The organism is Phycicoccus jejuensis (assembly GCF_000720925.1).
GTDB classification, from domain to species: domain Bacteria; phylum Actinomycetota; class Actinomycetes; order Actinomycetales; family Dermatophilaceae; genus Phycicoccus; species Phycicoccus jejuensis.
Genome location: NZ_JOEE01000004.1, coordinates 163945 through 187082 on the forward strand (window position 1 = coordinate 163945; position 23138 = coordinate 187082).

The 23138-nt window shown below is 73.2% G+C and carries 20 protein-coding genes; 17 read left to right on the forward strand and 3 right to left on the reverse strand.

All coding sequences use genetic code 11. From position 1 onward, the window contains the following. Nucleotides 1–117: 117 nt before the first annotated feature. The 3 genes from ilvD to IG69_RS0109270 are packed head-to-tail and all read left to right on the forward strand — an operon-like array spanning nucleotide 118 to nucleotide 4163. Nucleotides 118–1818: a dihydroxy-acid dehydratase gene (gene ilvD / locus IG69_RS0109260; protein WP_084696702.1), complete on the forward strand. Its 1701-nt coding sequence runs from the start codon at nucleotides 118–120 to the stop codon at nucleotides 1816–1818. Beyond that, nucleotides 1811–2584 (forward strand): ABC transporter ATP-binding protein, encoded by a 774-nt coding sequence (locus tag IG69_RS0109265; RefSeq protein ID WP_036829637.1) that lies wholly within the window; start codon nucleotides 1811–1813, stop codon nucleotides 2582–2584. Before ilvD ends, IG69_RS0109265 begins: the two co-directional genes overlap by 8 nt. Nucleotides 2585–2591: 7 nt before the next feature. Further along, complete coding sequence (locus tag IG69_RS0109270; protein ID WP_030527884.1) at nucleotides 2592–4163, forward strand: hypothetical protein; 1572 nt, start codon at nucleotides 2592–2594, stop codon at nucleotides 4161–4163. On the opposite strand, the gene IG69_RS22505 is transcribed toward IG69_RS0109270, so the two are convergent. Together IG69_RS22505 and IG69_RS22510 are read right to left on the reverse strand one after the other, a co-directional pair. Continuing rightward, nucleotides 4148–4771 carry an FUSC family protein gene (locus tag IG69_RS22505; protein ID WP_030527885.1) on the reverse strand — a complete coding sequence of 208 codons (624 nt, stop codon included), beginning with the start codon at nucleotides 4769–4771 and terminating at the stop codon, nucleotides 4148–4150. The two genes, IG69_RS0109270 and IG69_RS22505, sit on opposite strands and share 16 nt — an antisense overlap. Then, entirely contained in the window at nucleotides 4717–4932 is a 216-nt protein-coding gene (locus tag IG69_RS22510) for a hypothetical protein (protein ID WP_169742050.1), read from the reverse strand. Before IG69_RS22510 ends, IG69_RS22505 begins: the two co-directional genes overlap by 55 nt. Nucleotides 4933–5196: 264 nt before the next feature. Here IG69_RS22510 and IG69_RS0109285 point away from each other — a divergent pair, with 264 nt between their 5' ends. From IG69_RS0109285 to serA, 5 genes are all read left to right on the forward strand, one after another. Beyond that, nucleotides 5197–7077, forward strand: coding sequence for an acetolactate synthase large subunit (locus IG69_RS0109285; protein WP_030527887.1), 1881 nt, complete (start codon nucleotides 5197–5199; stop codon nucleotides 7075–7077). Between the two features lie 9 nt (nucleotides 7078–7086). Further along, complete coding sequence (gene ilvN, locus IG69_RS0109290) at nucleotides 7087–7599, forward strand: acetolactate synthase small subunit (protein ID WP_030527888.1); 513 nt, start codon at nucleotides 7087–7089, stop codon at nucleotides 7597–7599. Nucleotides 7600–7660: 61 nt separating this feature from the next. Further along, nucleotides 7661–8692, forward strand: a complete 1032-nt coding sequence (gene ilvC, locus IG69_RS0109295) for a ketol-acid reductoisomerase (protein ID WP_030527889.1) — start codon at nucleotides 7661–7663, stop codon at nucleotides 8690–8692. A 90-nt stretch (nucleotides 8693–8782) separates the two neighbouring features. Then, nucleotides 8783–9250, forward strand: coding sequence for a DedA family protein (locus tag IG69_RS0109300; protein WP_030527890.1), 468 nt, complete (start codon nucleotides 8783–8785; stop codon nucleotides 9248–9250). 150 nt (nucleotides 9251–9400) lie between these two features. Continuing rightward, nucleotides 9401–10987, forward strand: a complete 1587-nt coding sequence (serA, locus tag IG69_RS0109305) for a phosphoglycerate dehydrogenase (protein WP_030527891.1) — start codon at nucleotides 9401–9403, stop codon at nucleotides 10985–10987. Here the strand turns inward: serA and IG69_RS0109310 are convergent. Continuing rightward, complete coding sequence (locus tag IG69_RS0109310; RefSeq protein WP_051750395.1) at nucleotides 10974–11489, reverse strand: DUF3995 domain-containing protein; 516 nt, start codon at nucleotides 11487–11489, stop codon at nucleotides 10974–10976. The genes serA and IG69_RS0109310 overlap by 14 nt on opposite strands. Before the next feature lie 423 nt (nucleotides 11490–11912). Here IG69_RS0109310 and IG69_RS0109315 point away from each other — a divergent pair, with 423 nt between their 5' ends. The 9 genes from IG69_RS0109315 to IG69_RS0109355 all read left to right on the forward strand — a co-directional run bounded on the left by IG69_RS0109315 (nucleotide 11913) and on the right by IG69_RS0109355 (nucleotide 23125). Then, nucleotides 11913–12008 (forward strand): hypothetical protein, encoded by a 96-nt coding sequence (locus IG69_RS0109315; protein ID WP_030527893.1) that lies wholly within the window; start codon nucleotides 11913–11915, stop codon nucleotides 12006–12008. Between the two features lie 140 nt (nucleotides 12009–12148). Next, complete coding sequence (locus IG69_RS0109320) at nucleotides 12149–13219, forward strand: 3-isopropylmalate dehydrogenase (protein WP_030527894.1); 1071 nt, start codon at nucleotides 12149–12151, stop codon at nucleotides 13217–13219. Between the two features lie 58 nt (nucleotides 13220–13277). Next, complete coding sequence (locus IG69_RS0109325) at nucleotides 13278–14372, forward strand: branched-chain amino acid aminotransferase (protein WP_030527895.1); 1095 nt, start codon at nucleotides 13278–13280, stop codon at nucleotides 14370–14372. A 122-nt stretch (nucleotides 14373–14494) separates the two neighbouring features. Further along, the gene (locus IG69_RS0109330) at nucleotides 14495–16150 is read left to right on the forward strand and encodes an amino acid permease (protein ID WP_084696704.1); all 1656 of its coding nucleotides are present in this window, start codon (nucleotides 14495–14497) and stop codon (nucleotides 16148–16150) included. 11 nt (nucleotides 16151–16161) lie between these two features. Beyond that, nucleotides 16162–17061: a phosphotransferase gene (locus IG69_RS0109335; RefSeq protein WP_036829748.1), complete on the forward strand. Its 900-nt coding sequence runs from the start codon at nucleotides 16162–16164 to the stop codon at nucleotides 17059–17061. Continuing rightward, nucleotides 17058–19523 carry a GcvT family protein gene (locus IG69_RS0109340; protein ID WP_036829638.1) on the forward strand — a complete coding sequence of 822 codons (2466 nt, stop codon included), beginning with the start codon at nucleotides 17058–17060 and terminating at the stop codon, nucleotides 19521–19523. The genes IG69_RS0109335 and IG69_RS0109340 overlap by 4 nt, the downstream gene beginning before the upstream one ends. Before the next feature lie 83 nt (nucleotides 19524–19606). After that, the gene (locus IG69_RS0109345) at nucleotides 19607–20329 is read left to right on the forward strand and encodes a FadR/GntR family transcriptional regulator (RefSeq protein WP_030527899.1); all 723 of its coding nucleotides are present in this window, start codon (nucleotides 19607–19609) and stop codon (nucleotides 20327–20329) included. Nucleotides 20330–20343: 14 nt separating this feature from the next. Then, nucleotides 20344–21729 carry a glutamine synthetase family protein gene (locus tag IG69_RS0109350; protein ID WP_030527900.1) on the forward strand — a complete coding sequence of 462 codons (1386 nt, stop codon included), beginning with the start codon at nucleotides 20344–20346 and terminating at the stop codon, nucleotides 21727–21729. A 10-nt stretch (nucleotides 21730–21739) separates the two neighbouring features. Beyond that, entirely contained in the window at nucleotides 21740–23125 is a 1386-nt protein-coding gene (locus IG69_RS0109355; RefSeq protein WP_030527901.1) for an aldehyde dehydrogenase family protein, read from the forward strand. Nucleotides 23126–23138: the final 13 nt, after the last annotated feature.

A 23138-nucleotide genomic window follows, 5' to 3' on the forward strand; every position in this document is an offset into this window, starting at 1 on the left:
CGTGCCCGTGGATGCACTTCCTTCGACAAACTTTCGACGACCTGCGGCGGCGGCGGTCGTGGGTCGATCGGCGGGACACCCGGGCGAGACCCCGGCGGCGAACCTAGGATGACCGGCATGACGACGACGCCCGACATCAAGCCCCGCAGCCGCGACGTCACCGACGGTCTCGAGAAGACCGCCGCCCGAGGGATGTTGCGCGCCGTCGGCATGGGCGACGACGACTTCGCGAAGCCCCAGGTCGGCGTCGCGAGCTCGTGGAACGAGATCACCCCGTGCAACCTCTCGCTCGACCGGCTGGCCAAGGCGGTCAAGGACGGCGTGCACGCCGGCGGCGGCTACCCGCTGGAGTTCGGCACCATCTCCGTCTCCGACGGCATCTCGATGGGCCACGAGGGGATGCACTTCTCGCTCGTCAGCCGCGAGATCATCGCCGACTCGGTCGAGACCGTCATGAGCGCCGAGCGCCTCGACGGCTCGGTCCTGCTCGCCGGCTGCGACAAGTCCCTGCCGGGGATGCTCATGGCCGCCGCGCGCCTGGACCTCTCGTCGGTCTTCCTCTACGCGGGCTCGATCCTCCCGGGCATCGCCAAGCTGTCGGACGGCACCGAGAAGACCGTGACGATCATCGACGCCTTCGAGGCGGTCGGAGCGTGCCTCGCGGGGAAGATGAGCCGTGAGGACGTCGACGCCATCGAGCGCGCCATCTGCCCGGGGGAGGGCGCCTGCGGCGGCATGTACACCGCCAACACGATGGCGTCCGTCGCCGAGGCGATGGGGATGTCGCTGCCCGGCTCGGCCGCCCCGCCGGCCACCGACCGCCGCCGCGACGGCTTCGCCCGCAAGTCAGGCGAGGCGGTCGTCGAGCTGCTCCGCCGCGGCATCACCGCACGCGACATCATGACCAAGGAGGCGTTCGAGAACGCCATCGCCGTCGTCATGGCCTTCGGCGGCTCGACCAACGCGGTGCTCCACCTCCTGGCCATCGCCCACGAGGCCGAGGTCGACCTCACCATCGACGACTTCCAGCGGATCGGCGCCAAGGTCCCGCACCTCGCCGACGTCAAGCCCTTCGGCCGCTTCGTGATGACCGACATCGACCGCGTCGGCGGCGTCCCCGTCGTCATGCGTGCGCTGCTGGACGCCGGTCTGCTGCACGGGGACTGCCTCACCGTCACCGGTCGCACCGTCGCCGAGAACCTCGCCGACATCCGTCCGCCGGACCCCGACGGCCACGTCGTGCGCGCGATGGACGAGCCGATCCACCGCACCGGTGGCCTGACCATCCTCAAGGGCTCGCTCGCCCCCGAGGGCGCGGTCGTCAAGTCGGCCGGCTTCGACTCCGACGTCTTCGAGGGCACCGCCCGCGTCTTCGACGGCGAGCGCGCCGCGATGGACGCCGTCGAGCAGGGCGCCCTCACCGCCGGCGACGTCGTCGTCATCCGCTACGAGGGTCCCAAGGGCGGTCCGGGGATGCGCGAGATGCTCGCCGTCACCGGGGCCATCAAGGGCGCCGGCCTCGGCAAGGACGTCCTCCTCCTCACCGACGGCCGCTTCAGCGGCGGCACGACCGGCCTGTGCGTCGGCCACGTCGCGCCCGAGGCCGTCGACGAGGGCCCGATCGCGTTCGTCCGCGACGGCGACCGCATCCGCCTCGACGTCGCGAACGCCACGCTCGACCTCCTCGTCGACGACGCGGAGATGGAGCGCCGGCGGTCCGAGGGCGTCACGCACCCCGAGCCGAAGTACACCCGCGGTGTCCTCGCCAAGTACCGCCGGCTGGTGCAGAGCGCCAGCACGGGGGCGGTGTGTGACTGACGCACCGGGGGAGGGGCCGGCGCTCGAGCTGGTCGGCCTCGTCAAGGAGTTCCGGGGGCGGCGGGTGGTCCACGGGCTCTCGCTCGCGGTGCCCCGGGGCTGCCTCTACGGGCTCGTCGGGCCCAACGGCGCCGGCAAGACGACCACGCTGTCGATGGCGACCGGCCTGCTGCGCCCGACCGCCGGCACCGCGCGCGTCCTCGGTCACGACGTGTGGGCGGACCCGCTGGCGGCCAAGGCGGTCATGGGGGTCGCCCCCGACGGGCTGCGCCTGTTCGAGCAGCTCGGCGGGCGCGAGCTCCTGCACTACGTCGCCGACCTGCGCCGGATGCCCCAGGACGTGAGCCGTCCGCGGGCCGAGGAGCTCCTCACCGTGCTCGACCTCGCCGTCGACGCCGACACGGTCGTCGCCGACTACAGCGCGGGGATGGTCAAGAAGATCAGCCTCGCGGCGGCGCTCATCCACGCCCCGCGCCTGCTCGTGCTCGACGAGCCGTTCGAGGCCGTCGACCCCGTGTCGGGCCAGGCCATCCGGACCATCCTGCGGCGGTACGTCGCGACGGGCGGCACGGTCGTCATGTCGAGCCACGTCATGGAGCTCGTCGAGGGCCTCTGCGACCGGGTGGCGGTCGTCGCCGGCGGCCGGGTGCTCGCCGAGGACACCGTGGCCGCACTCACCGCGACCGGCTCCCTGCACCAGCGCTTCCTCGAGCTCGTCGGCGCGGGCGACGTCTCGGAGGACGGCCTCACCTGGCTCGGGGGGTGAGCCGCCGATGACCCTGCTCATCGTCCGGCTGCGGCTGCGGATGTGGCGGACCGCCCTCTCGCGCAGCTCGGTCCAGCTGGTGTCGGCCATCATCGGAGGGCTGGTCGCGCTCGGTGCGGTCGGCCTCCTCGGGCCGTCCATCGCGCTCCTCGCGGCGCGCCCCCTCGCGCTCACGGCGGTCACGGTGCCGCTCTTCGCCGGGGTCACGCTCCTCTGGCTGGTGCTCAGCCTCGTCGCGACGGGCGTCGACAACGTCCTCGACCCCACCCGCTTCACCGTCCTGCCGCTGCGCGCGCCCGAGCTGGCGCGGGGCCTGCTCGCCGCGACCCTCACGGGCATCCCCGCCGTCGTGCTCACGCTGCTCGCGCTCGCCCAGGTGCTCGCGTGGTCCTCGCACACCGCGGCGGTCCCGGCGGCGCTCGCGGCGGCCGTGCTCGGCCCGCTCACGGCCGTGCTCCTCACGCGCGCGGTCACCAGCGCCCTCGCCGGGGTGATGACGAGCCGGACCGGTCGGCTGCTCGGGGCGGCCGTCGTGGCGCTCGCGACCCTGCTGCCGCTCGTCCTCAACCTCCTCGTCACGTCGGGGGAGCCGGGCCTGTCGCTGCGCTCGCTCGACGCCCGCGGCGCCGCCGTCGTCGCGTCGTGGACACCGGTCGGCTGGGCCTGGGGCCTGCCCTTCGACGTCGCGACCGGCCGCTGGGCCTCCGCCGTCGTCCACCTCGCCCTCGCGCTCGGCCTGCTCGCCGTCCTCTGGCGGGTGTGGGTGCGGCAGCTCGAGCGGGTGCTCACCTCCCCGATGACGAGCGGCGGCGGCCAGCACATCGGTCGCGGCCGGCTCCTGCCGCGCCTGCTCGGGCACTCGCCGACGGCCGCGGTGGCCGCGCGCCGGGTGCGGGCCTGGTACCGCGACAGCCGCCTCGTGAGCATCGCGCTGCGCACGGCGGTGCTGCCGGTCTTCTTCGTCGTGCAGGCGGCCGTGACCGGGACGGGGGCCCTCGCCGGGACCGGGGTGGTGACCCTCGCGGTCTTCGCCGGGCTGACGCTCATGAACGACCTCGCCTTCGACGGACCGGCGTGGTGGATGCACGTGAGCACCGGGGTGCGGGGGTGGGAGGACCGGCTCGGGCGGGTCGTGGCCTCGGCCGTCGTCTTCGGCCCGGTGGTCGCCCTCACCTTCGTCGTGTCGGTGGGGATCGGCGCGATCGAGGCGGTGCTCGCCTGGCTCGCCGTGGTCGTGGCGGCGTTCGGCGCGAGCCTCGGCCTCGCCGCCGGGGTCGGGGCCGTCCTGCCGGGCACCGCCCCGCGGACCGGCGGCAACCCCTTCGCCGCGTCGTCCGGCGGCGCCGCCCAGGGCTGCCTCACGGCCCTCGTGTCGTTCGTCGGCCCGGTGGTGCTCGTGCTCCCGGTCGTCGTCGGCGCGGTGCTGTCGCGGGGGAGCGCCCTGCTCGGTGCCGTCGTCGTGGTGGTCTCGGTCCTCTACGGCGCCGGCCTGCTCGCCGCAGGGGTCGTGCTCGGCGGGCGCCACCTCGACCGCACCGCCCCCGAGATGCTCGGACGCCTCGGTCAGGTCCAGGTCTGACGCCGGTCCGGCCCCGCGGACTCGACCCGCCAGAGCAGCGCCGCGAGCAGCGCGGCGAGCCCCGCCCCGGCCACCGTGAGGAGCAGCCGCTCCAGGGCGACGCCTGAGGCCCGGCCGACGAGGCCGCTCGAGCCGACGAGGACGATCGCCGCGCTCGACGCCCCGGCCATCCAGCGGGTCTCGCGGACGGCCGTCCACGCGAGGGCGAGCACGCCGAGGACGCGGGCCCCCGCGAGGACGACGGCGGTCGGGGCGAGGGCGGTGGCGAGGACGGCGAGCACCACACCGACGACGGTGCCGACGAAACGCGCGGTGGCCTGGCCGGCGGTCTCGTCACGCGACACCGCCAGCACCGTCGCGACCGCGACGACGAGCCAGTAGCCGTGCCCGAGGCCGAGGGCGCTCGTCACGGTGGTGCCGACCCCGGCGACGACGGCGGTGGCCAGCGCGTGCCGACCGGCCTCGGCCAGGGGGACCGGCTGCGGGGCGGCGCCGGCCCGGGCCGCGGTGGCGGCCGCCAAGACGAGCAGCGCGCCGACGCCAACCCACAGGGTCACGACGCCACCGGTCCGCCCCAGCGGCAGCCCGGCGCCGAGGGCCGCGAGCACCGGGAGGAAGGTCGCGAGGCGGCCGGCCCCGCGGAGAGGACACCGAGACCGAAGGAGGCGGCGCAGAGCACCGCGACGACGAGCGCGGCGAGGGCCGTGACGGCGACGACGAGCGCGGCCGCGAGGGCGAGGACGCGGCGTGGTGGCCACGGGACGGACACGGCGCGAGGCGAGCGCGGCCCGGACCCGCCGGGGTGACGGACGCCACGGTCCCGGATGCTGGGACCGGCCGTCTCGCCGGTTGACACACCGGGGGGAGGGGGAGACAGTTGTCGCGTGGCCCGGATCCTCGTACTTCCACAGCGCGCCTGACGCCCCCGCGACCAGGCGCGCTCCCTCCGTCGTCCCACCACGGGACTGGAGGGTTTTTTTGTGCGCGGACCCCGGCACGACCCTTTCGGCGAGAAGGAAGCGGTGACACGAACGTGAGCGACACCCGACCGGCGACCCCGGCACCCCTGAAACCGGCTCCCAGCCCGGCCCGGGTGGCCGAGCAGGCGCGCGCCAAGGCACCCGTGGAGGTGACCGGCGCCCAGAGCCTCGTGCTCTCGCTCGAGGCGATGGAGGTCGACACGGTCTTCGGCATCCCCGGCGGCGCGATCCTCCCCGCCTACGACCCGCTGCTGGACTCCGTCAAGGTCCGCCACATCCTCGTGCGCCACGAGCAGGGCGCCGGCCACGCGGCCGAGGGGTACGCGGCCGCCACGGGGCGGGTCGGCGTGTGCATGGCGACCTCCGGCCCCGGCGCCACGAACCTCGTGACGCCGCTCGCCGACGCCTACATGGACTCGGTGCCGATCGTCGCGATCACGGGGCAGGTCAGCTCGACGGCCATCGGGACCGACGCCTTCCAGGAGGCCGACATCCGCGGCATCACGATGCCGGTCACGAAGCACAACTACCTCGTCACCGACCCCGCCGAGATCCCGCGGGTCATCGCCGAGGCGTTCCACGTCGCGAGCACCGGCCGGCCCGGGCCCGTCCTCGTCGACATCTCCAAGGACGCGCTCCAGGCGCGCACCACGTTCTCGTGGCCGCCGAAGATCGCCCTGCCCGGCTACCACCCGGTGACCCGTCCGCACGGCAAGCAGATCCGCGAGGCCGCGCGCCTCGTCGCGGCGGCCGAGCGCCCCGTCCTCTACGTCGGCGGCGGCGTCATCCGGGCCCGCGCGAGCGAGGAGCTGCGCCGCTTCGTCGAGCTGACGCAGATCCCCGTCGTGACGACGCTCATGGCCCGCGGCGCCCTGCCCGACAGCCACCCGCTGCACCTCGGCATGCCGGGGATGCACGGCTCGGTCGCCGCCGTGACCGGCCTCCAGAAGAGCGACCTCATCATCGCGCTCGGCGCGCGCTTCGACGACCGGGTCACCGGGCAGCTGTCGACCTTCGCGCCCGAGGCCAAGGTCATCCACGCCGACATCGACCCGGCCGAGATCGGCAAGAACCGCGTCGCCGAGGTGCCGATCGTCGGCGACGCGCGCGCCGTCATCGCCGACCTCGCCGAGGCGGTCGAGGCCGACATGGAGGCCGGGCAGGGCGGCGACTACACCGCGTGGCGCGAGCGTGTGGCCGGCTGGAAGGAGACCTTCCCCGTCGGGTACACGGCGCCCGAGAACGGCGCTCTCGCACCGCAGTACGTCATCGAGCGGCTCAGCGCGTTGAGCGGGCCGGAGTCGGTGTACGTGGCCGGCGTCGGCCAGCACCAGATGTGGGCCGCGCAGTTCGTGCAGTACGAGCGGCCCAACGCCTGGCTCAACTCCGGCGGCCTCGGGACGATGGGCTACTCCGTCCCGGCCGCGATGGGCGCGCAGGTCGGCGAGCCGGACCGCACGGTCTGGGCCATCGACGGCGACGGCTGCTTCCAGATGACCAACCAGGAGCTCGCCACCTGCGTCATCAACAACATCCCGATCAAGGTCGCGATCATCAACAACAGCAGCCTCGGGATGGTCCGCCAGTGGCAGACCCTCTTCTACAACGAGCGCTACTCGAACACCGACCTGCACACGTCGGTCGGCTCGCGCGTCCCCGACTTCGTCAAGCTCGCCGACGCCTACGGCTGCGTCGGGCTGCGGTGCGAGCGACCGGAGGACGTCGACGAGACGATCCGCCAGGCGATGGCCGTCACCGACCGCCCGGTCGTCGTCGACTTCGTCGTCGAGCGCGACGCGATGGTCTGGCCGATGGTCCCCGCCGGCGTGAGCAACGACGCGATCCAGGTCGCCCGCGACACCGCTCCGCAGTGGGACCGCGAGGAGTCCGAGGCCATCGAGCAGCACACCGACGCCGACCACGACGGCCGCTGAGGGAGAACCATGAGCAAGCACACGCTGTCCGTCCTCGTCGAGAACAAGCCCGGCGTCCTCGCGCGCATCGCCGCGCTCTTCTCCCGCCGCGGCTTCAACATCGACAGCCTCGCCGTCGGCGAGACCGAGCACCCCGAGGTCTCGCGGATGACCGTCGTCGTCGACGTCGAGGACCTCCCGCTCGAGCAGGTGACCAAGCAGCTCAACAAGCTCGTCGAGGTGCTCAAGGTCGTCGAGCTCGAGCCCGGCTCGGCCGTCCAGCGGCAGGTCATGCTCATCAAGGTGCGCGCCGACGCCGCCACCCGCAGCCAGGTCCTCGAGATGGTCCAGATGTTCCGCGCCAAGGTCGTCGACGTCGCGACCGAGTCGCTGACCATCGAGGCCACCGGCACCACCGAGAAGCTCCATGCGCTGCTCGAGGTCCTCGAGCCCTTCGGTGTCCGCGAGCTCGTGCAGTCGGGGATGGTCGCGATCGGCCGTGGGCCGCGCTCGATCACGGACCGGGCGCTCCGCAGCGCCTGAGCCGCACCCCCCTAGAGTCCCATCCAGCAGCACACCCGACCCGAAGGAGAGGCCTGTTCCGATGGCCGAGATGTTCTACGACGACGACGCCGACCTGTCGGTGATCCAGGGCCGCAAGGTCGCGGTCATCGGCTACGGCAGCCAGGGCCACGCCCACGCCCTCAACCTGCGCGACTCCGGCGTCGACGTGCGCGTCGGCCTCGCCGAGGGCTCCACGAGCCGCGCCAAGGCGGAGGCCGAGGGCCTGACCGTCCACACCGTCGCCGACGCCGTCCGCGAGGCCGACCTCGTCGTCATCCTCACGCCGGACCAGGTGCAGCGCGGTCTCTACGCGGCCGAGATCGAGCCGAACCTCCGGGACGGCGCGGCCCTGCTCTTCGGCCACGGCTTCAACATCCGCTTCGGCTACATCGAGCCGCCGGCCGGCTCCGACGTGCTCATGGTCGCCCCGAAGGGCCCGGGCCACATCGTGCGCCGCGAGTTCGTCGACGGGCGCGGCGTGCCCGTGCTCCTCGCCGTCGAGCAGGACGCCTCGGGCTCGGCCTGGGACCTCGCGAAGTCCTACGGCAAGGCGATCGGCGGCCTGCGCGCCGGCGGCATCAAGACCACTTTCACGGAGGAGACCGAGACCGACCTGTTCGGTGAGCAGGCCGTCCTCTGCGGTGGCGCCTCGCAGCTCGTCATGTACGGCTTCGAGACGCTCGTCGAGGCCGGCTACCAGCCCGAGGTCGCGTACTTCGAGTGCCTCCACGAGCTCAAGCTCATCGTCGACCTCATGATCGAGGGCGGCATCGCCAAGCAGCGCTGGTCGGTCTCCGACACCGCCGAGTACGGCGACTACGTCTCCGGGCCCCGCGTCATCGACCCGCACGTCAAGGACAACATGAAGGCCGTCCTCGAGGACATCCGCAACGGGAACTTCGCCAAGCGCTTCATCGACGACCAGGACGCCGGGGCACCGGAGTTCACGGAGCTGCGCGCCAAGGGCGCCGCCCACCCCATCGAGGGCACCGGCCGCGAGCTGCGCCAGCTCATGGCGTGGGTCGACACCGACCGCGACAGCGACTACGTCGAGGGCTCCGCCGCGCGCTGACGCGACACCACCACCTCGACCCACCCGTCGAGTGAGCAGAACACGCCGTGCGCGACTCCTCGCGCACGGCGTGTTCTGTACGTTCGACACATGCGTGACCTCGTCGACGGGTGGCCCTTCTGGGTCGTCCTCGTCGCGTTCTGGGCCGGCGCCACGGCCCGCGGGGTCGCGACGTACTGGGTCGGGCGCGGCGTACGGGCCGGGGGAGGGCGCACCCGCTGGGCCCACCACCTCGACCGGCCGGCCGTCGCGCGCGCCGAGCGCTTCGTGCGCCGGGTCGGCCCGCCCGCCGTCACCCTCGGCTTCCTCACCGTCGGCCTGCAGAGCGCGATCAACGCCTCCAGCGGGATGCTCCGGATGCCGCTGCGCCGCTTCCTGCCCGCGGTCGTCCCCGGGGCCCTGCTCTGGGCGGCCGTCTACACGACGGTCGGGATGACGGTCGTCGACGCCGCGCTCGGCCGGGTGCCCTGGTGGTGGCTCCTCGTGGCCGCCGGCGTCGTGCTGCTCGTCGTCCTCGCGGCGCGGCGGCTGCGTCGTCGGGTCGACGCCGCGGCCTGACCCCGGACGCGACGACGATCACATCGTGGTCACTGGTGTCCACATGCTGGCGGGTGCCTACGATGGAGGTCCCGGCACAGCGGCGTGCCGGACGGCACGTCACCGCATCGGCGGACCCCCGACCACCCACGCACGCAAGGGACCTTTCACGTGACCAAGCCCGTCGTCCTCATCGCCGAGGAGCTCTCGCCCGCGACCATCGACGCCCTCGGACCCGACTTCGAGGTGCGCCACACCGACGGCGCGGACCGCTCCCAGCTCCTGCCGGCCATCGCCGACGTCGACGCGATCCTCATCCGGTCCGCGACCAAGGTCGACGCGGAGGCCCTCGCCGCCGCGAAGAACCTCAAGGTCGTCGCCCGCGCCGGGGTCGGTCTCGACAACGTCGACGTCGACGCCGCCACGAAGGCCGGTGTGATGGTGGTCAACGCGCCGACCTCGAACATCACCTCCGCCGCCGAGCTCGCCGTCGGCCTGCTCCTCGCCTGCGCCCGCAACATCGCGCCGGCCAACGAGGCGCTGAAGAACGGCGCGTGGAAGCGCAGCAAGTACGGCGGCGTCGAGCTGCTCGAGAAGAAGGTCGGCATCGTCGGCTTCGGGCGCATCGGCCAGCTGGTCGCCGAGCGGCTCAAGGGCTTCGGCGTCGAGATCCTCGCCTACGACCCCTACGTGTCGGTGCAGCGCGCCGGCCAGCTCGGGGCCCGCCTCGTCACCCTCGACGAGCTGCTCGCCGAGTCCGACTTCATCACCATCCACCTGCCGAAGACGCCCGAGACCCTCGGCCTCATCGGCAAGGAGGCCCTCGCGAAGGTCAAGCCGAGCGTGCGGATCATCAACGCCGCCCGCGGTGGCGTCCTCGACGAGTCGGCCCTCGCCGAGGCCATCGCCGACGGTCGCGTCGCCGGCGCCGGACTCGACGTCTTCGCGTCCGAGCCGTGCACCGACAGCCCGCTGTTCGCCTTCGAGTCGGTCGTCGTCACGCCGCACCTCGGCGCCTCGACCGAGGAGGCCCAGGAGAAGGCCGGTGTCGCGGTCGCGAAGTCCGTGCGCCTGGCGCTCGGCGGCGACCTCGTGCCGGACGCCGTCAACGTGTCCGGCGGCGCGGTCGCCGAGGAGGTCCGCCCGGGCATCGACCTCGTCGAGAAGCTCGGCCGCGTCTTCACCGCCATCGCCGGCTCCGTGCCGGTGCAGCTCGACGTCGAGGTGCGCGGCGAGATCACCCAGCACGACGTCTCGATCTGGGAGCTGTCGGCGCTCAAGGGCCTGTTCACGGACATCACCGAGGACCCGGTGACGTACGTCAACGCCCCGCTGCTCGCCAAGGAGCGCGGCCTCGAGTCGCGTCTGGTCACCGACGGCAGCAGCGAGGACTACCGCAACGTCACGACGCTCAAGGGCACGCTCGCCGACGGCACGGTCGTCTCCGTGGCCGGCACGCTGACCGGCCCGAAGCTCGTCCAGAAGGTCACCGGCGTCCACGGCTACGACCTCGAGGTCCCGCTGAGCCGCCACCTCGCGTTCTTCTCCTACGTCGACCGGCCGGGCGTCATCGGCTCCATCGGCCGCCTCCTCGGCGACGCCGACGTCAACATCGCCGCCATGCAGGTCTCGCCGCACGACGCCGACGGCACCGCGATGGTGGCGCTGACGGTCGACCGCGCGATCCCGGACGAGGTCGTGGCCGCCATCGGTCGCGAGATCGGCGCCGACACCGTGCGCGTCGTCAACCTCGGCTGACCACCGGCACCCCGCGACGGCGGTCCGCCCCCTCGGGGGTGGGCCGCCGTCGTCGTGTGCGGCGCAGCCCGGCCGCGAGGGCGAGCCCCCACGCGAGGAAGAGGGGGTCCCACAGCCAGGCGTGGCCGCGGACGGCCACGAGGTCCTCGACCGGGCCGAGGCCACCCGTCAGGGCGAGGTTGGCCGCGACGGTGTTCGCGAGGCCGTAGAGCACGAGGGCGGCGGCGACGAGCCAGGCCGCGATGCCCAGGCCGTGCCGCGGGCCGCCACGTCGGGCGGCGAGGAGGGGGACCCACGCCGCGGCGAGCTTGCCGAGCCCGATGGCGGCGAGGGCGAGGCCGGCGGCCACGGGGGACTCGTCCCGCCACGACGTCGCCCACTCGCCGAGGGTGGCGGCGAGGACGGGGGAGCCGGCCGCCCACGCGAGGCTGGAGGCGGCGTGCACGGTACCGAGGCCGGCGGCGAGCACCAGGGCGGGTGGGGCGGAGTGGCGGAGAGGCACGGTGTCGACGCTACGGGCGTGCGACCGACCGCGGCATGGGGGAGGACCCCGGCGGGACCCCGGGACGCCGTCGTGGGACAGAGGGCGCCCCGTGCACTGGATCCGTCGTCGTTACCGCTGATCACGTCGTCCAGGGGCCGCCGAGACGCGCGATTCCGAACTTCGGCGGCCGGTGTGACGCGCATCTCGTGCGTCGCGCGGTCCGCATCGTGGGATCGACCTGACGGGTAGTAGGACGTCCTCCTACCGTGGAGGCATGACGCGGCGCGTACTCCTCATTCCCGGCCGCGGCGAGGTCCTGTAGTCAGCACCCTCGCCGCGGAGACCCCGCGACGCCGCTGACCGCTCGCCGGCCCACCCCGGCTCGAGCACCGGACCACCCAGAACCCCCGAGCGGCACCCGCCGCGGAAACGAGAGACGCGATGAACACCGAGACGACGTTCGACGAGGCCACCCTGGCACGTCAGGCCCTGCAGGAGTCGATGGACCTGCGCGACCAGGGCCACAGCGACGACTGACAGCGCCCGGGTCCCACGCTCTGCGTGGGCCTGAGCCCCGACGCCGCCCACGAGCGGCGCGGACCCGACGGCCGTTCTCGCCCTTCCACGGGCTGGGACGGCCGTCCGCATCCCGGACCCATCTCCCTAGGCTGGAGCACATGAGCGACGCCGCCACGACCACCCCGTCCTCCCTCGACCTCGCCGTGATCGCCGGTGACGGGATCGGCCCGGAGGTCGTCGCCGAGGGGCTCAAGGTGCTCGAGGCGGCGGTCGGCGCCGACGGACCCAAGGTCGCGACCACCGAGTACGACCTCGGCGCCCGGCACTGGCACGCGACCGGCGAGACCCTCCCGGACTCCGTCCTCGAGGAGGTCACGGGCCACGACGCCATCCTCCTCGGCGCGATCGGTGACCCCGGCGTGCCGAGCGGCGTCCTCGAGCGCGGTGTCCTCCTGCCGCTGCGCTTCGCCCTCGAGCACTACGTCAACCTGCGCCCGGCCAAGCTCTACCCCGGCGTCGAGAGCCCGCTGGCCGTCGAGCGCGTCGCGCCCGAGGGCATCGACTTCGTCGTCGTCCGCGAGGGCACCGAGGGTCCGTACACCGGCAACGGCGGCGCCCTGCGCGTCGGCACGCCCCACGAGATCGCCACCGAGGTGAGCGTCAACACCCGCTTCGGCGTCGAGCGGGTCGTCCGCGACGCGTTCGCCCGCGCCCAGGCCCGCCCGCGCAAGCACCTGACCCTCGTGCACAAGCACAACGTCCTCACGCACGCCGGCCACCTGTGGCGGCGCACGGTCGAGGAGGTCGGCGCCGAGTTCCCCGACGTCGAGACCGCCTACCAGCACGTCGACGCCGCGACGATCTTCCTCGCGACCGACCCCGGCCGCTTCGACGTCGTCGTCACCGACAACCTGTTCGGCGACATCATCACCGACATCGCCGCGGCCATCGCCGGCGGCATCGGCCTCGCGGCCAGCGGCAACATCAACCCCGAGGGCCGCTTCCCGAGCATGTTCGAGCCGGTCCACGGCTCGGCCCCCGACATCGCCGGTCAGGGCGTCGCCGACCCGACCGCCACCGTGCTCTCGGTGGCGATGCTCCTCGCGCACGTCGGGCTCGCGGACGCCGCCGCCCGCGTCGAGCAGGCCGTCGCCGCCGACCTCGCCGAGCGCGGCACCGCCGCCCGCTCGACGAGCGCCGTCGGCGACGCCATCGCGGCGCGCCTCTGACCGACCGGCTAGCCTCTCGGGAGCACCGTCGCTTCCCGAGGAAAGGACCTTCCGTCCCATGAGCCTGACCTTCGACCTCGAGCGCCGGCCGGACCCCGCGAGCGACGAGCGTCGTGCCGAGATCCTCGCGAACCCCGGCTTCGGCGTGTACTTCACCGACCACATGGCCAGCGCCACGTGGACCCGCGACGGCGGGTGGCACGACGGGCGCATCCACCCGTACGGCCCGATCACGATCATGCCGAGCGCCGCCGTGCTGCACTACGCGCAGGAGGTCTTCGAGGGCCTCAAGGCGTACCGCCACGAGGACGGCTCGGTGTGGTCCTTCCGCCCGGAGGCCAACGCCGAGCGGATGCAGCGCAGCGCCCGGCGCCTGGCGCTGCCCGAGCTGCCCACCGACGACTTCCTCGCCTCGCTGCGCGCGCTCGTCGAGGTCGACGAGGCGTGGGTGCCGGCGTTCGGCACGGGCGAGACGAGCCTGTACCTGCGCCCGTTCCTGTACGCGAGCGAGGCCTTCCTCGGGGTGCGCCCGGCGAACGAGGTCACCTACTCGGTCATCGCCTCACCGGCCGGGGCGTACTTCCCTCGGGGCCTCAAGCCGGTGCGCCTCTGGATCTCCGAGCACTACGCCCGGGCCGGCGTCGGTGGCACCGGCGCCGCGAAGACCGGCGGCAACTACGCCTCCTCGCTCGCGGGCCAGCTCGAGGGCATCGAGCACGGCTGCGACCAGGCCGTGTTCCTCGACTCCGCGACGCACACGTACATCGAGGAGCTCGGCGGGATGAACCTCTTCCTCGTCACCGACGACGGGCGGCTGCTCACCCCGGAGCTCACCGGCACGATCCTCGAGGGCGTGACGCGCAGCTCCATCCTCGAGCTCGCCAAGGACCTCGGGCTCGAGCCGGAGGAGCGTCGCATCGAGATCCAGGAGTGGAAGGACGGCGTGCGCGACGGGCACATCCGCGAGGTGTTCGCCTGTGGCACAGCCGCGGTCATCACGCCGGTCGGTGAGCTCTGCTGGGACGGCGGCGAGGCGCCGTCCACCGCGGGCGACGAGGGCGGCGAGGTCACGCGCTCCATCCGGCAGGCCCTGCTCGACGTCCAGTACGGGCGCGCCGAGGACTCCCGCGGCTGGCTGACGCGCCTGGCCTGACCGACCGCGATCAATGGTTCCTGAACGGACCATTGACACCGCCGGAGCGCCGGGTGTTGTCTGTGCACCACTCGATCCGCCCCGGACCCCCGCGGTCCGCTTCTGCACACCAAGAGGTGCACGTGAGCGTTTCCCGGACGACCGAAGGCCACTCGGACGACGAGGCCCTCCTCGCCGAGCTGGGCTACAAGCAGGAGCTGAACCGGAGCTGGTCCGGCTTCTCCAACTTCGCGATCTCCTTCTCGATCATCTCCATCCTCGCCGGCTGCTTCACGACCTTCGGCCAGGCGTGGAACAACGGCGGCCCGATCGCCATCTCGATCGGCTGGCCGATCATCTCGGCCTTCATCCTCGTCATCGGCCTGTGCATGTCGGAGCTGGTGTCGGCCTACCCGACGTCCGGCGGCATCTACTGGTGGGCGGCCAAGCTCGGTGGCGCGAAGGCGGGTTACTACACCGGCTGGCTCAACCTCATCGGCCTGCTCGCGGTCGACGCATCGGTCGCCTACGGTGCCGCGACGTTCTTCGACCTGTCGTTCAGCACGATGAGCGAGTCGTGGGCGGCGGGCTACAGCCTCCAGCGCGTGTTCTGGATGTTCCTCGTCGTCCTCGTGCTGACCGCGCTCGTCAACATCTTCGGCGGGCACCTCCTCGCGCTGCTCAACAACGTCTCGGTGTGGTGGCACGTGGTCGGCGCCGCGGCCGTCATCCTCATCCTCGTGTTCCTCCCCGAGAAGCACATGAGCGTCGCGGACGTCTTCACGATGCGGGTCAACAACAGCGGCGGGCTCGCCGGGGGTGACACCGAGGGCTTCGGCTTCTGGTTCTACGTCCTGCCCCTCGGCTTCCTCCTCACGCAGTACACGATCACCGGCTACGACGCCTCGGCCCACCTCTCGGAGGAGACGCAGGGCGCGGCCGACGGTGCGGCCAAGGGCATCTGGCGCTCGATCTTCTACTCGGCCATCGGTGGCTGGATCCTCCTGCTGTCCTTCCTCTTCGCCGTCCAGGACCCCGCGGCGGTCACCGAGGGCGGTGGCAGCGTGGCCCTGATCTTCAACCAGGCGCTCTCGTCGGGCTGGGCCGGCACCGTGCTCCTCATCGCGAGCATCGGCCAGTTCTTCTGCACCACCGCCTGCATGACCTCGACGAGCCGGATGCTCTTCGCCTTCAGCCGCGACGGTGCGGTGCCGGGTGCCTCCCGGTGGGCGCGGCTCAACAGCCGCAAGGTGCCGGCCAACGCGGTCCTCGTCTCGTCCGTCGTGGCCGCGATCATCACCCTCCCGGCGCTCGTCGAGGTCGACATCAACGGGGCCCCGGTCCCGGTGGCCTTCTACGCCGTCGTGTCGGTGGCCGTCATCGGCCTCTACCTCGCCTTCGCCATCCCGATCTACCTGCGGTGGAAGGCCGGTGACTCCTTCCAGCAGGGCCGGTGGAACCTCGGCAGCAAGTGGCGGTGGATGGCCCCGCTCGCGGTCGCGGAGATCGCGGTCGTGTCGGTGTACTTCGTCCTCCCGTTCACCCCGGCCGCGAACCCGCTGAACGACGAGTTCAGCTGGAAGTTCGTCAACTACGCCCCCATCCTCACCGGTGGCACGCTCGTCGCGCTGTGGGTCGGGTGGCACCTGTCGGCGAAGAAGTGGTTCACCGGGCCGAAGACGACGATCGACCTGCCCGAGGGCATGACCGGCGCCGACGAGATCGCGCTCGAGCACCACGGCAAGACGGCCCACGGCGGGGTGGAGCACGACTGGAAGCCCGGCGACCCGCTGAAGTGACCGGCCCCTCCGTGACCGGTCACCACGAGGTCCTCGACGGGATCCCCGTCCTCGCCGGGCAGGCGCGCCACGTGACGCGCCTGCCCGGCGGGCTGACCAACACCAACCTGCGGGTGCGCACCGGCACCGGCCTCGACGTCGTCGTGCGCCTCTCGGACCCCGGGACCGGGCTGCTCGGGGTCGACCGGCACGCCGAGTTCGTCAACACCCTCGCCGCGGCGGGCACCGGGGTCGGGGCGCCGGTCGTCGACTACCTCGGCGGCCGCGGCATCCTCGTCGTCGCCTTCCTGCCCGGGCGCACGTGGGGGGACGCCGACGTCGCGGCCAACCTGCCCCGGCTCGCGACGGCGCTGCGCCGGCTGCACTCCGCGCCGGGGTTCGTCGGCCGCTTCGACATGACCGCGCTGCGCCGGGAGTACCGCCGGGTCGTCGAGCAGCAGGGCTTCGCGCTCCCGCCCGGGTACGACGACCTCGAGCCCGTTGCCGAGCGCGCCGAGGCCGCCCTCGCCGCGCGGCCCGAGCCGCTCGTGCCCTGCCACAACGACCTGCTCGCCGCCAACGTCCTCGACGACGGGGGCGACCTGCGCATCATCGACTACGAGTACTCCGGGATGAACGAGCCGTCCTTCGAGCTGGGCAACGCGGCCGCCGAGGCCGGCCTCGACCACGAGGCGCTCGCCGAGCTGTGCGCGGTCTACCACGCTCGGCGCGACCCCGGCGACGCGGCGCGGGCCGAGCTCTGGGGCTTCCTCGCCCGCTACGGCTGGACGCTGTGGGGCGTCATCCAGGAGGGACGTGGCGAGATCGACTTCGACTTCCGGGCGTGGGCCACGGAGAAGTTCGACGCCGCGCGGGAGCTCGCCGGAGGGCCGCGCTGGGAACGGCTGCTGGCCGGGGCGGCGGGATCATGAGCGGCGAGCTGCCCTCCCGCGCACGGGTGGTCGTCGTCGGTGGCGGGGTCATCGGCGCCTCCGTCGCCTACCACCTCGCGCACCTGGGGGAGACCGACGTCGTCGTCCTCGAGCAGGGCACGCTGTCGTGCGGCACGACCTGGCACGCAGCCGGGCTCGTCGGGCAGCTGCGCGCCAGCGAGGCCGCGACACGGCTCGTCCGCTACTCGACGGAGCTCTACGGCCGGCTCGAGGCCGAGACGGGGCTCTCGACCGGCTACCGCGTCTGCGGCGGCCTCACCGTCGCCCGGACCCCCGAGCGGATGGTGCAGCTGCGGCGCACGGTCGCGAGCGCTGCCGCCTACGACCTCGAGTGCGAGCTGCTGACCCCCGCGCAGGCCAAGGAGCGCTACCCGCTGCTGCGCACCGACGACCTCGTCGGCGCCATCTGGCTGCCGGGGGACGGGCGCGCGGACCCGGCGGACCTCACCCAGGCGCTCGCCCGCGGGGCGCGGCAGCTCGGCGTGCGCATCCACGAGCGGGTGCGGGTCACCGGGCTGCACCTGGAGCAGCGCGGCGACCGGCGGCGCGTCACCGGCGTGGTCACCGACCGGGGCGAGGTCGAGTGCGAGGTCGTCGTCAACGCGGCCGGCCAGTGGGCGCCGCTCGTCGGGGCGATGGCCGGCGTCGGTGTGCCCCTGCACTCGGCGGAGCACTTCTACGTCGTCACCGACCAGGTCGAGGGCGTGCACCGCGACCTGCCGGTGCTGCGCGACCCGGACGGCTACACGTACGTCAAGGAGGAGGTCGGGGGCCTGCTCGTCGGCGGCTTCGAGCCCGAGGCCAAGCCGTGGGTCGCGCCGCAGGACATCCCCTACCCGTTCGAGTTCCAGCTGCTCGAGGAGGACTGGGAGCACTTCTCGGTGCTCATGGACAGCGCGGTCCACCGCCTCCCGGTGCTCGCCGAGACGGGCATCCGCAAGTTCTACAACGGGCCCGAGTCCTTCACGCCGGACAACCAGTTCATCCTCGGCGAGGCCCCCGCGTGCGGCGGGTTCTTCGTCGCCGCCGGCTTCAACTCCGTCGGCATCGCGTCGGCGGGCGGCGCAGGTCGGGCGCTCGCCGAGTGGGTCGTCGCGGGGGAAGCGACCTCGGACCTGCTGGCCGTCGACCTGCGCCGCTTCCCGTCGGTGGCGGCCAACCCGACGTGGCTGCGCTCTCGGGTGGTCGAGGTGCTCGGGCTGCACTACGCGGTGCCGTGGCCCAACCGCGAGCTGACCTCCGGTCGGCCACAACGCTGCTCGCCGGTGCACGACCGGGTCGCCGCGCTGGGCGCGGTCTTCGGGACGCGCAACGGGTGGGAGCGTCCGCTGGCCTTCGCGCCGCCCGGGGAGGAACCGCGGCTCGAGTACTCGTGGGAGCGACCGGCGTGGGCCGACTGGTGCGACGCGGAGCAGCGCGCCACCCGCTCGGCCGTCGCGGTCTTCGACCAGACCTCGTTCAGCAAGTACCTCGTGACCGGCCCCGACGCGCTGGCCACCCTGCAGTGGACGTGCACGGCCGACGTCGACGTGCCGGTGGGGCGCACGGTCTACACGGGCATGCTCGACGAGCGCGCGGGGTACCAGGCCGACGTGACCGTGACCCGCACCGCGCCCGAGGAGTTCCTCGTCGTCTCGAGCGCCGCGACGACCGAGCGCGACCTCGACCGGCTGCGGCGCCACCGCGTCGGCCGGCCGGGCGTCGTCGACGTTACGAGCGCCTACGCCGTGCTCGGGGTCATGGGTCCGCGCTCGCGCGAGCTGCTCTCGCGCCTCACGCCCGACCCCCTCGACGACGCCGCGCACCCGTTCGGCACCTCGCGCGTCCTGCCGCTCGGCCGCTCGATGGTGCGCGCCACCCGGATGACCTACGTCGGCGAGCTCGGGTGGGAGCTCTACGTGACGACCGAGCAGGCGGCGGTCGTCCACGACGCGCTGCTCGAGGCGGGCGCCGACCTCGGCGTCGTGCCGGCCGGCTACTCGGCGATCGAGGCGCTGCGCCTCGAGAAGGGGTACCGGGCCTTCGGGCGGGAGCTGACCCCCGAGGTCACCCCGCTGGAGGCGGGCCTGCTCTTCGCCTGCGACCTCGCGGGCGGCTCCGACTTCCTCGGGCGGGCGGCGCTGGAGGAGCGCCGGAGTCGCGGCCCGGCGCGCCGGGTCGTCTCCCTCGTGTGCGCCGAGCCGCAGGCCTGGCTGTGGGGCGGCGAGCTCGTCCTGCGTGACGACGTGCCGGCCGGGCAGGTGACGAGCGCGGCGTGGGGCGCGACGGTCGGGGCGTCGGTCGGCCTCGCCCTCGTGGGGGACCAGGCGACCGGCTCCGCCGACGACGGGTGGCTCGGCACCGGCCGCTGGGAGGTCGACCTGGCGGGGGAGCGGCTGCCCCTCACGGTGTCCCGGCGTCCGCCCCTCGACCCACGGACGGCGCGGACGGTGACGCCGTGACAGACTCGACGCCACGAAAGGTCCGGAAAGGGACCTTTGCCGACGACGCCCCCGGCGTCGCCGTCCGGGAAGGAGGACCGAGCATGGGCGACCCCGCCCTCGTGACCCACCTGCCGTCGGCCATCCTCCGGCAGACCCCGGGCAACCCCTTCGAGACGACCGTCGAGCAGCTCGCGACGGCCATCCGGCTCGGCGTGTTCTTCGACGGCGACCAGCTGCCGCCCGAGCGCGAGCTCGCGGAGCGGATGGGCGTGGCGCGCGGCACGCTGCGCGACGCCATTGCCGCCCTGCGCGACGCCGGGCTCGTGACCACGCGCCGCGGCCGGGGCGGCGGGTCGGTGGTCACCTACACCGCGCCCGCTCCCGGCAGCGGAGGGCCCGTGCGGCGGGGGGCGACCCTGCTCGACGCGCTCGACTTCCGGCGGGTCGTGGAGCCGGGGGCCGCGTGGCTCGCGGCGACCCGCGACCTCTCCGGCGACCAGCGCGCGTGGCTCGAGACGTGCCTGCGCGAGACGACGGAGGCCGTCGACCCGGGGGCGCACCGCCTCGCGGACAGCCGTCTCCACCTCGCGGTGGCCACGGTGTCCGGCTCGCCGATGCTCATCGAGGCGGTCACCCGCGCGCAGGCGGCGCTCGGCGAGCTGCTCACGGCGATCCCCGTGCTCCGCAAGAACATCCAGCACTCGCACGACCAGCACCGGGCGGTCGTCGCTGCCATCCTGACCGGGGCGGCCGACGACGCGCGGACCGCCATGGAAGAACACTGCGACGCGACCTCCGCACTCCTGCGGGGGCTCATCGGATGACCGGGAGGACGACCATGACGACCCCGACCCACCTCGGCGGACCGCCGCGCCTGACCCTCGAGCAGCTGCGGACCGACGTGGCCGACGGCACCGTCGACACCGTCATCGTCGCGTTCACCGACATGCAGGGACGGTTGCAGGGCAAGCGGATCCACGCGGCCTTCTTCCTCGAGCACGTCCTCGACGGCGGGACCGAGGGCTGCAACTACCTCCTCGCCGTCGACGTCGACATGAACACCGTCGGGGGCTACGCGATCTCGTCGTGGGAGCGCGGCTACGGCGACATGTTCTTCGACCTCGACCTCTCGACCCTGCGGCGCACCCCCGCGCACCCGGGGTCCGTCACCGTCCAGTGCGACCTGTCGTGGCTCGACGGCTCGGGCGAGGTCGTGCAGTCGCCGCGGACCATCCTCAAGAAGCAGGTGGCCGCGGCGCAGGAGGGCGGCTGGGGCGCCTTCGCCGGCACCGAGCTCGAGTTCATCCTCTTCGAGGACTCCTACGACAGCGCCTGGGACCGCCGCTACCAGGGCCTGACCGGGGCCAACCGGTACAACGTCGACTACTCGATCCTCGGCGGCAGCAAGGTCGAGCCGGTCCTGCGCGAGATCCGCAACGAGATGTACCGCGCCGGGATGACCGTCGAGTCGGCCAAGGGGGAGTGCAACCTCGGCCAGCACGAGGTCGGCTTCCTCTTCGACGAGGTCCTGCGCACCTGCGACAACCACACCGTCTACAAGACCGGGGCCAAGGAGATCGCGGCCCGGCACGGGCAGTCGCTGACCTTCATGGCGAAGTACGACGAGCGCGAGGGCAACTCGTGCCACGTGCACCTCTCGCTGCGCGGCACCGACGGGGAGATCGTCTTCGCCGACGACGAGCGCGAGGGGGGTCGCTCCGAGCTCTTCGACCACTTCCTCGCCGGCCTGCTCGCGACGATGCGTGAGCTGACGTACTTCTACGCGCCGAACATCAACTCCTACAAGCGGTTCGCTGCCGGTTCGTTCGCCCCCACCGCCGTCGCGTGGGGCACCGACAACCGCACCTGTGCCCTGCGCGTCGTCGGCCACGGCGCCGGCCTGCGCGTCGAGAACCGCGTCCCGGGCGGGGACGTCAACCCCTACCTCACGGTGGCCGCGATGATGGCCGGCGGCCTGCACGGCATCCGTGAGGGCCTCGAGCTCCCCCCGGTCTGCGAGGGGAACGCCTACACGGGCGAGTACGACCACGTCCCGACGACCCTCGCCGAGGCGCGGGACCTGCTCGCCGGCAGCGCGGTGGCCCGCGCCGCGTTCGGCGACGAGGTCGTCGACCACTACGTCAACGCCGCCGACGTCGAGATCACCGCGTTCAACGCGGCGGTCACCGACTGGGAGCGGGTCCGCGGATTCGAGAGGCTGTGAGCACCCAGCGATGAGCACCACCACGCACGACGTCATCGACCCGGCGACCGAGGAGGTCGTCACCACGGTCACCCTGGCCGGCGTCGAGGAGACCGACGCCGCGGTCGCGCGGGCCGTCGAGGTCGGGCCGGCCTGGCGCGCCGTCGCGCCCGCCGACCGCGGGATGCTCCTGCGCCGCTTCGCCGACCTCGTCGAGGAGCACACCGAGGAGCTCGCGCGGCTCGAGGTCCGCAACGCGGGGCACACCATCGGCAACGCCCGCTGGGAGGCCGGCAACGTCGTCAACGTCCTGCGTTACTTCTCCGCCGCTCCGGAACGCCTCTTCGGCCGGCAGATCCCGGTCGCGGGCGGCCTCGACGTGACCTTCCGCGAGGCGCTCGGCGTCGTCGGCATCATCGTCCCCTGGAACTTCCCGATGCCGATCATGGGCTGGGGGATGGCCCCCGCGCTGGCCGCCGGCAACACCGTCGTGCTCAAGCCGGCCGAGCTCACCCCGCTCACGGCGATGCGCATCGGCGAGCTCGCGCTCGAGGCCGGCCTCCCCGAGGGTGTGCTGCAGGTCCTGCCCGGCGCCGGCGCCGTCGTCGGCGAGCGCTTCGTCACCCACCCCGACGTCCGCAAGATCGCCTTCACCGGCTCGACCCGGGTCGGGCAGGGGATCATGCGCGGCGCTGCGGAGCACCTCAAGCGGGTGACGCTCGAGCTCGGCGGCAAGTCCGCCAACGTCGTCTTCGCCGACGCCGACCTCGACAAGGCGGCGGCCGCGGCCCCGATGAGCTTCCTCGACAACGCCGGCCAGGACTGCTGCGCCCGCACCCGGATCCTCGTGCAGCGCAGCGTCCTCGACGCGTTCATGGAGCGCTTCGAGACCGCCGTCCGCGACGTCGTCGTCGGCGACCCGGGGGACGAGGCGACGCAGATGGGCCCGCTCGTCAGCGAGCGGCAGCGCGAGACCGTCCGCGGCTACGTCGACGGCACCGACGGGCACGACGCGGTCGACGTCGCGTTCCGGGGCAGCGCCCCCGAGGGCGCCGGCTGGTGGTACCCGCCGACCGTCGTCCTGCCCTCGGGCACCGAGGACCGGATCTGGCGCGAGGAGGTCTTCGGGCCGGTCGTCGCCGTGCTGCCGTTCGAGGACGAGGCGGAGGCCGTCGCGATGGCCAACGACAGCGCCTACGGGCTCTCGGGCTCGATCTGGACGCGGGACGTCGGCCGGGCCCTGCGCGTCTCGCGGGGCATCGAGGCGGGCAACCTCTCGGTCAACAGCCACTCGTCGGTCCGCTACTCCACGCCCTTCGGCGGGTTCAAGCAGAGCGGCATCGGCCGTGAGCTCGGGCCCGACGCCCTCGACGCGTTCACCGAGGTGAAGAACGTCTTCATCTCCACCGAGGACTGAGCGCCGCTCCACC

Coding starts and splice junctions, on each gene's coding strand:
- IG69_RS0109345 (WP_030527899.1), top strand. CDS start 19,607: ATGGGCGACCCCGCCCTCGTGACCCACCTGCCGTCGGCCATCCTCCGG.
- IG69_RS0109350 (WP_030527900.1), top strand. CDS start 20,344: ATGACGACCCCGACCCACCTCGGCGGACCGCCGCGCCTGACCCTCGAG.
- ilvC (WP_030527889.1), top strand. CDS start 7,661: ATGGCCGAGATGTTCTACGACGACGACGCCGACCTGTCGGTGATCCAG.
- IG69_RS0109320 (WP_030527894.1), top strand. CDS start 12,149: ATGAGCGACGCCGCCACGACCACCCCGTCCTCCCTCGACCTCGCCGTG.
- IG69_RS0109270 (WP_030527884.1), top strand. CDS start 2,592: ATGACCCTGCTCATCGTCCGGCTGCGGCTGCGGATGTGGCGGACCGCC.
- IG69_RS0109325 (WP_030527895.1), top strand. CDS start 13,278: ATGAGCCTGACCTTCGACCTCGAGCGCCGGCCGGACCCCGCGAGCGAC.
- IG69_RS0109300 (WP_030527890.1), top strand. CDS start 8,783: ATGCGTGACCTCGTCGACGGGTGGCCCTTCTGGGTCGTCCTCGTCGCG.
- IG69_RS0109340 (WP_036829638.1), top strand. CDS start 17,058: ATGAGCGGCGAGCTGCCCTCCCGCGCACGGGTGGTCGTCGTCGGTGGC.
- ilvN (WP_030527888.1), top strand. CDS start 7,087: ATGAGCAAGCACACGCTGTCCGTCCTCGTCGAGAACAAGCCCGGCGTC.
- IG69_RS0109355 (WP_030527901.1), top strand. CDS start 21,740: ATGAGCACCACCACGCACGACGTCATCGACCCGGCGACCGAGGAGGTC.
- IG69_RS0109315 (WP_030527893.1), top strand. CDS start 11,913: ATGAACACCGAGACGACGTTCGACGAGGCCACCCTGGCACGTCAGGCC.
- ilvD (WP_084696702.1), top strand. CDS start 118: ATGACGACGACGCCCGACATCAAGCCCCGCAGCCGCGACGTCACCGAC.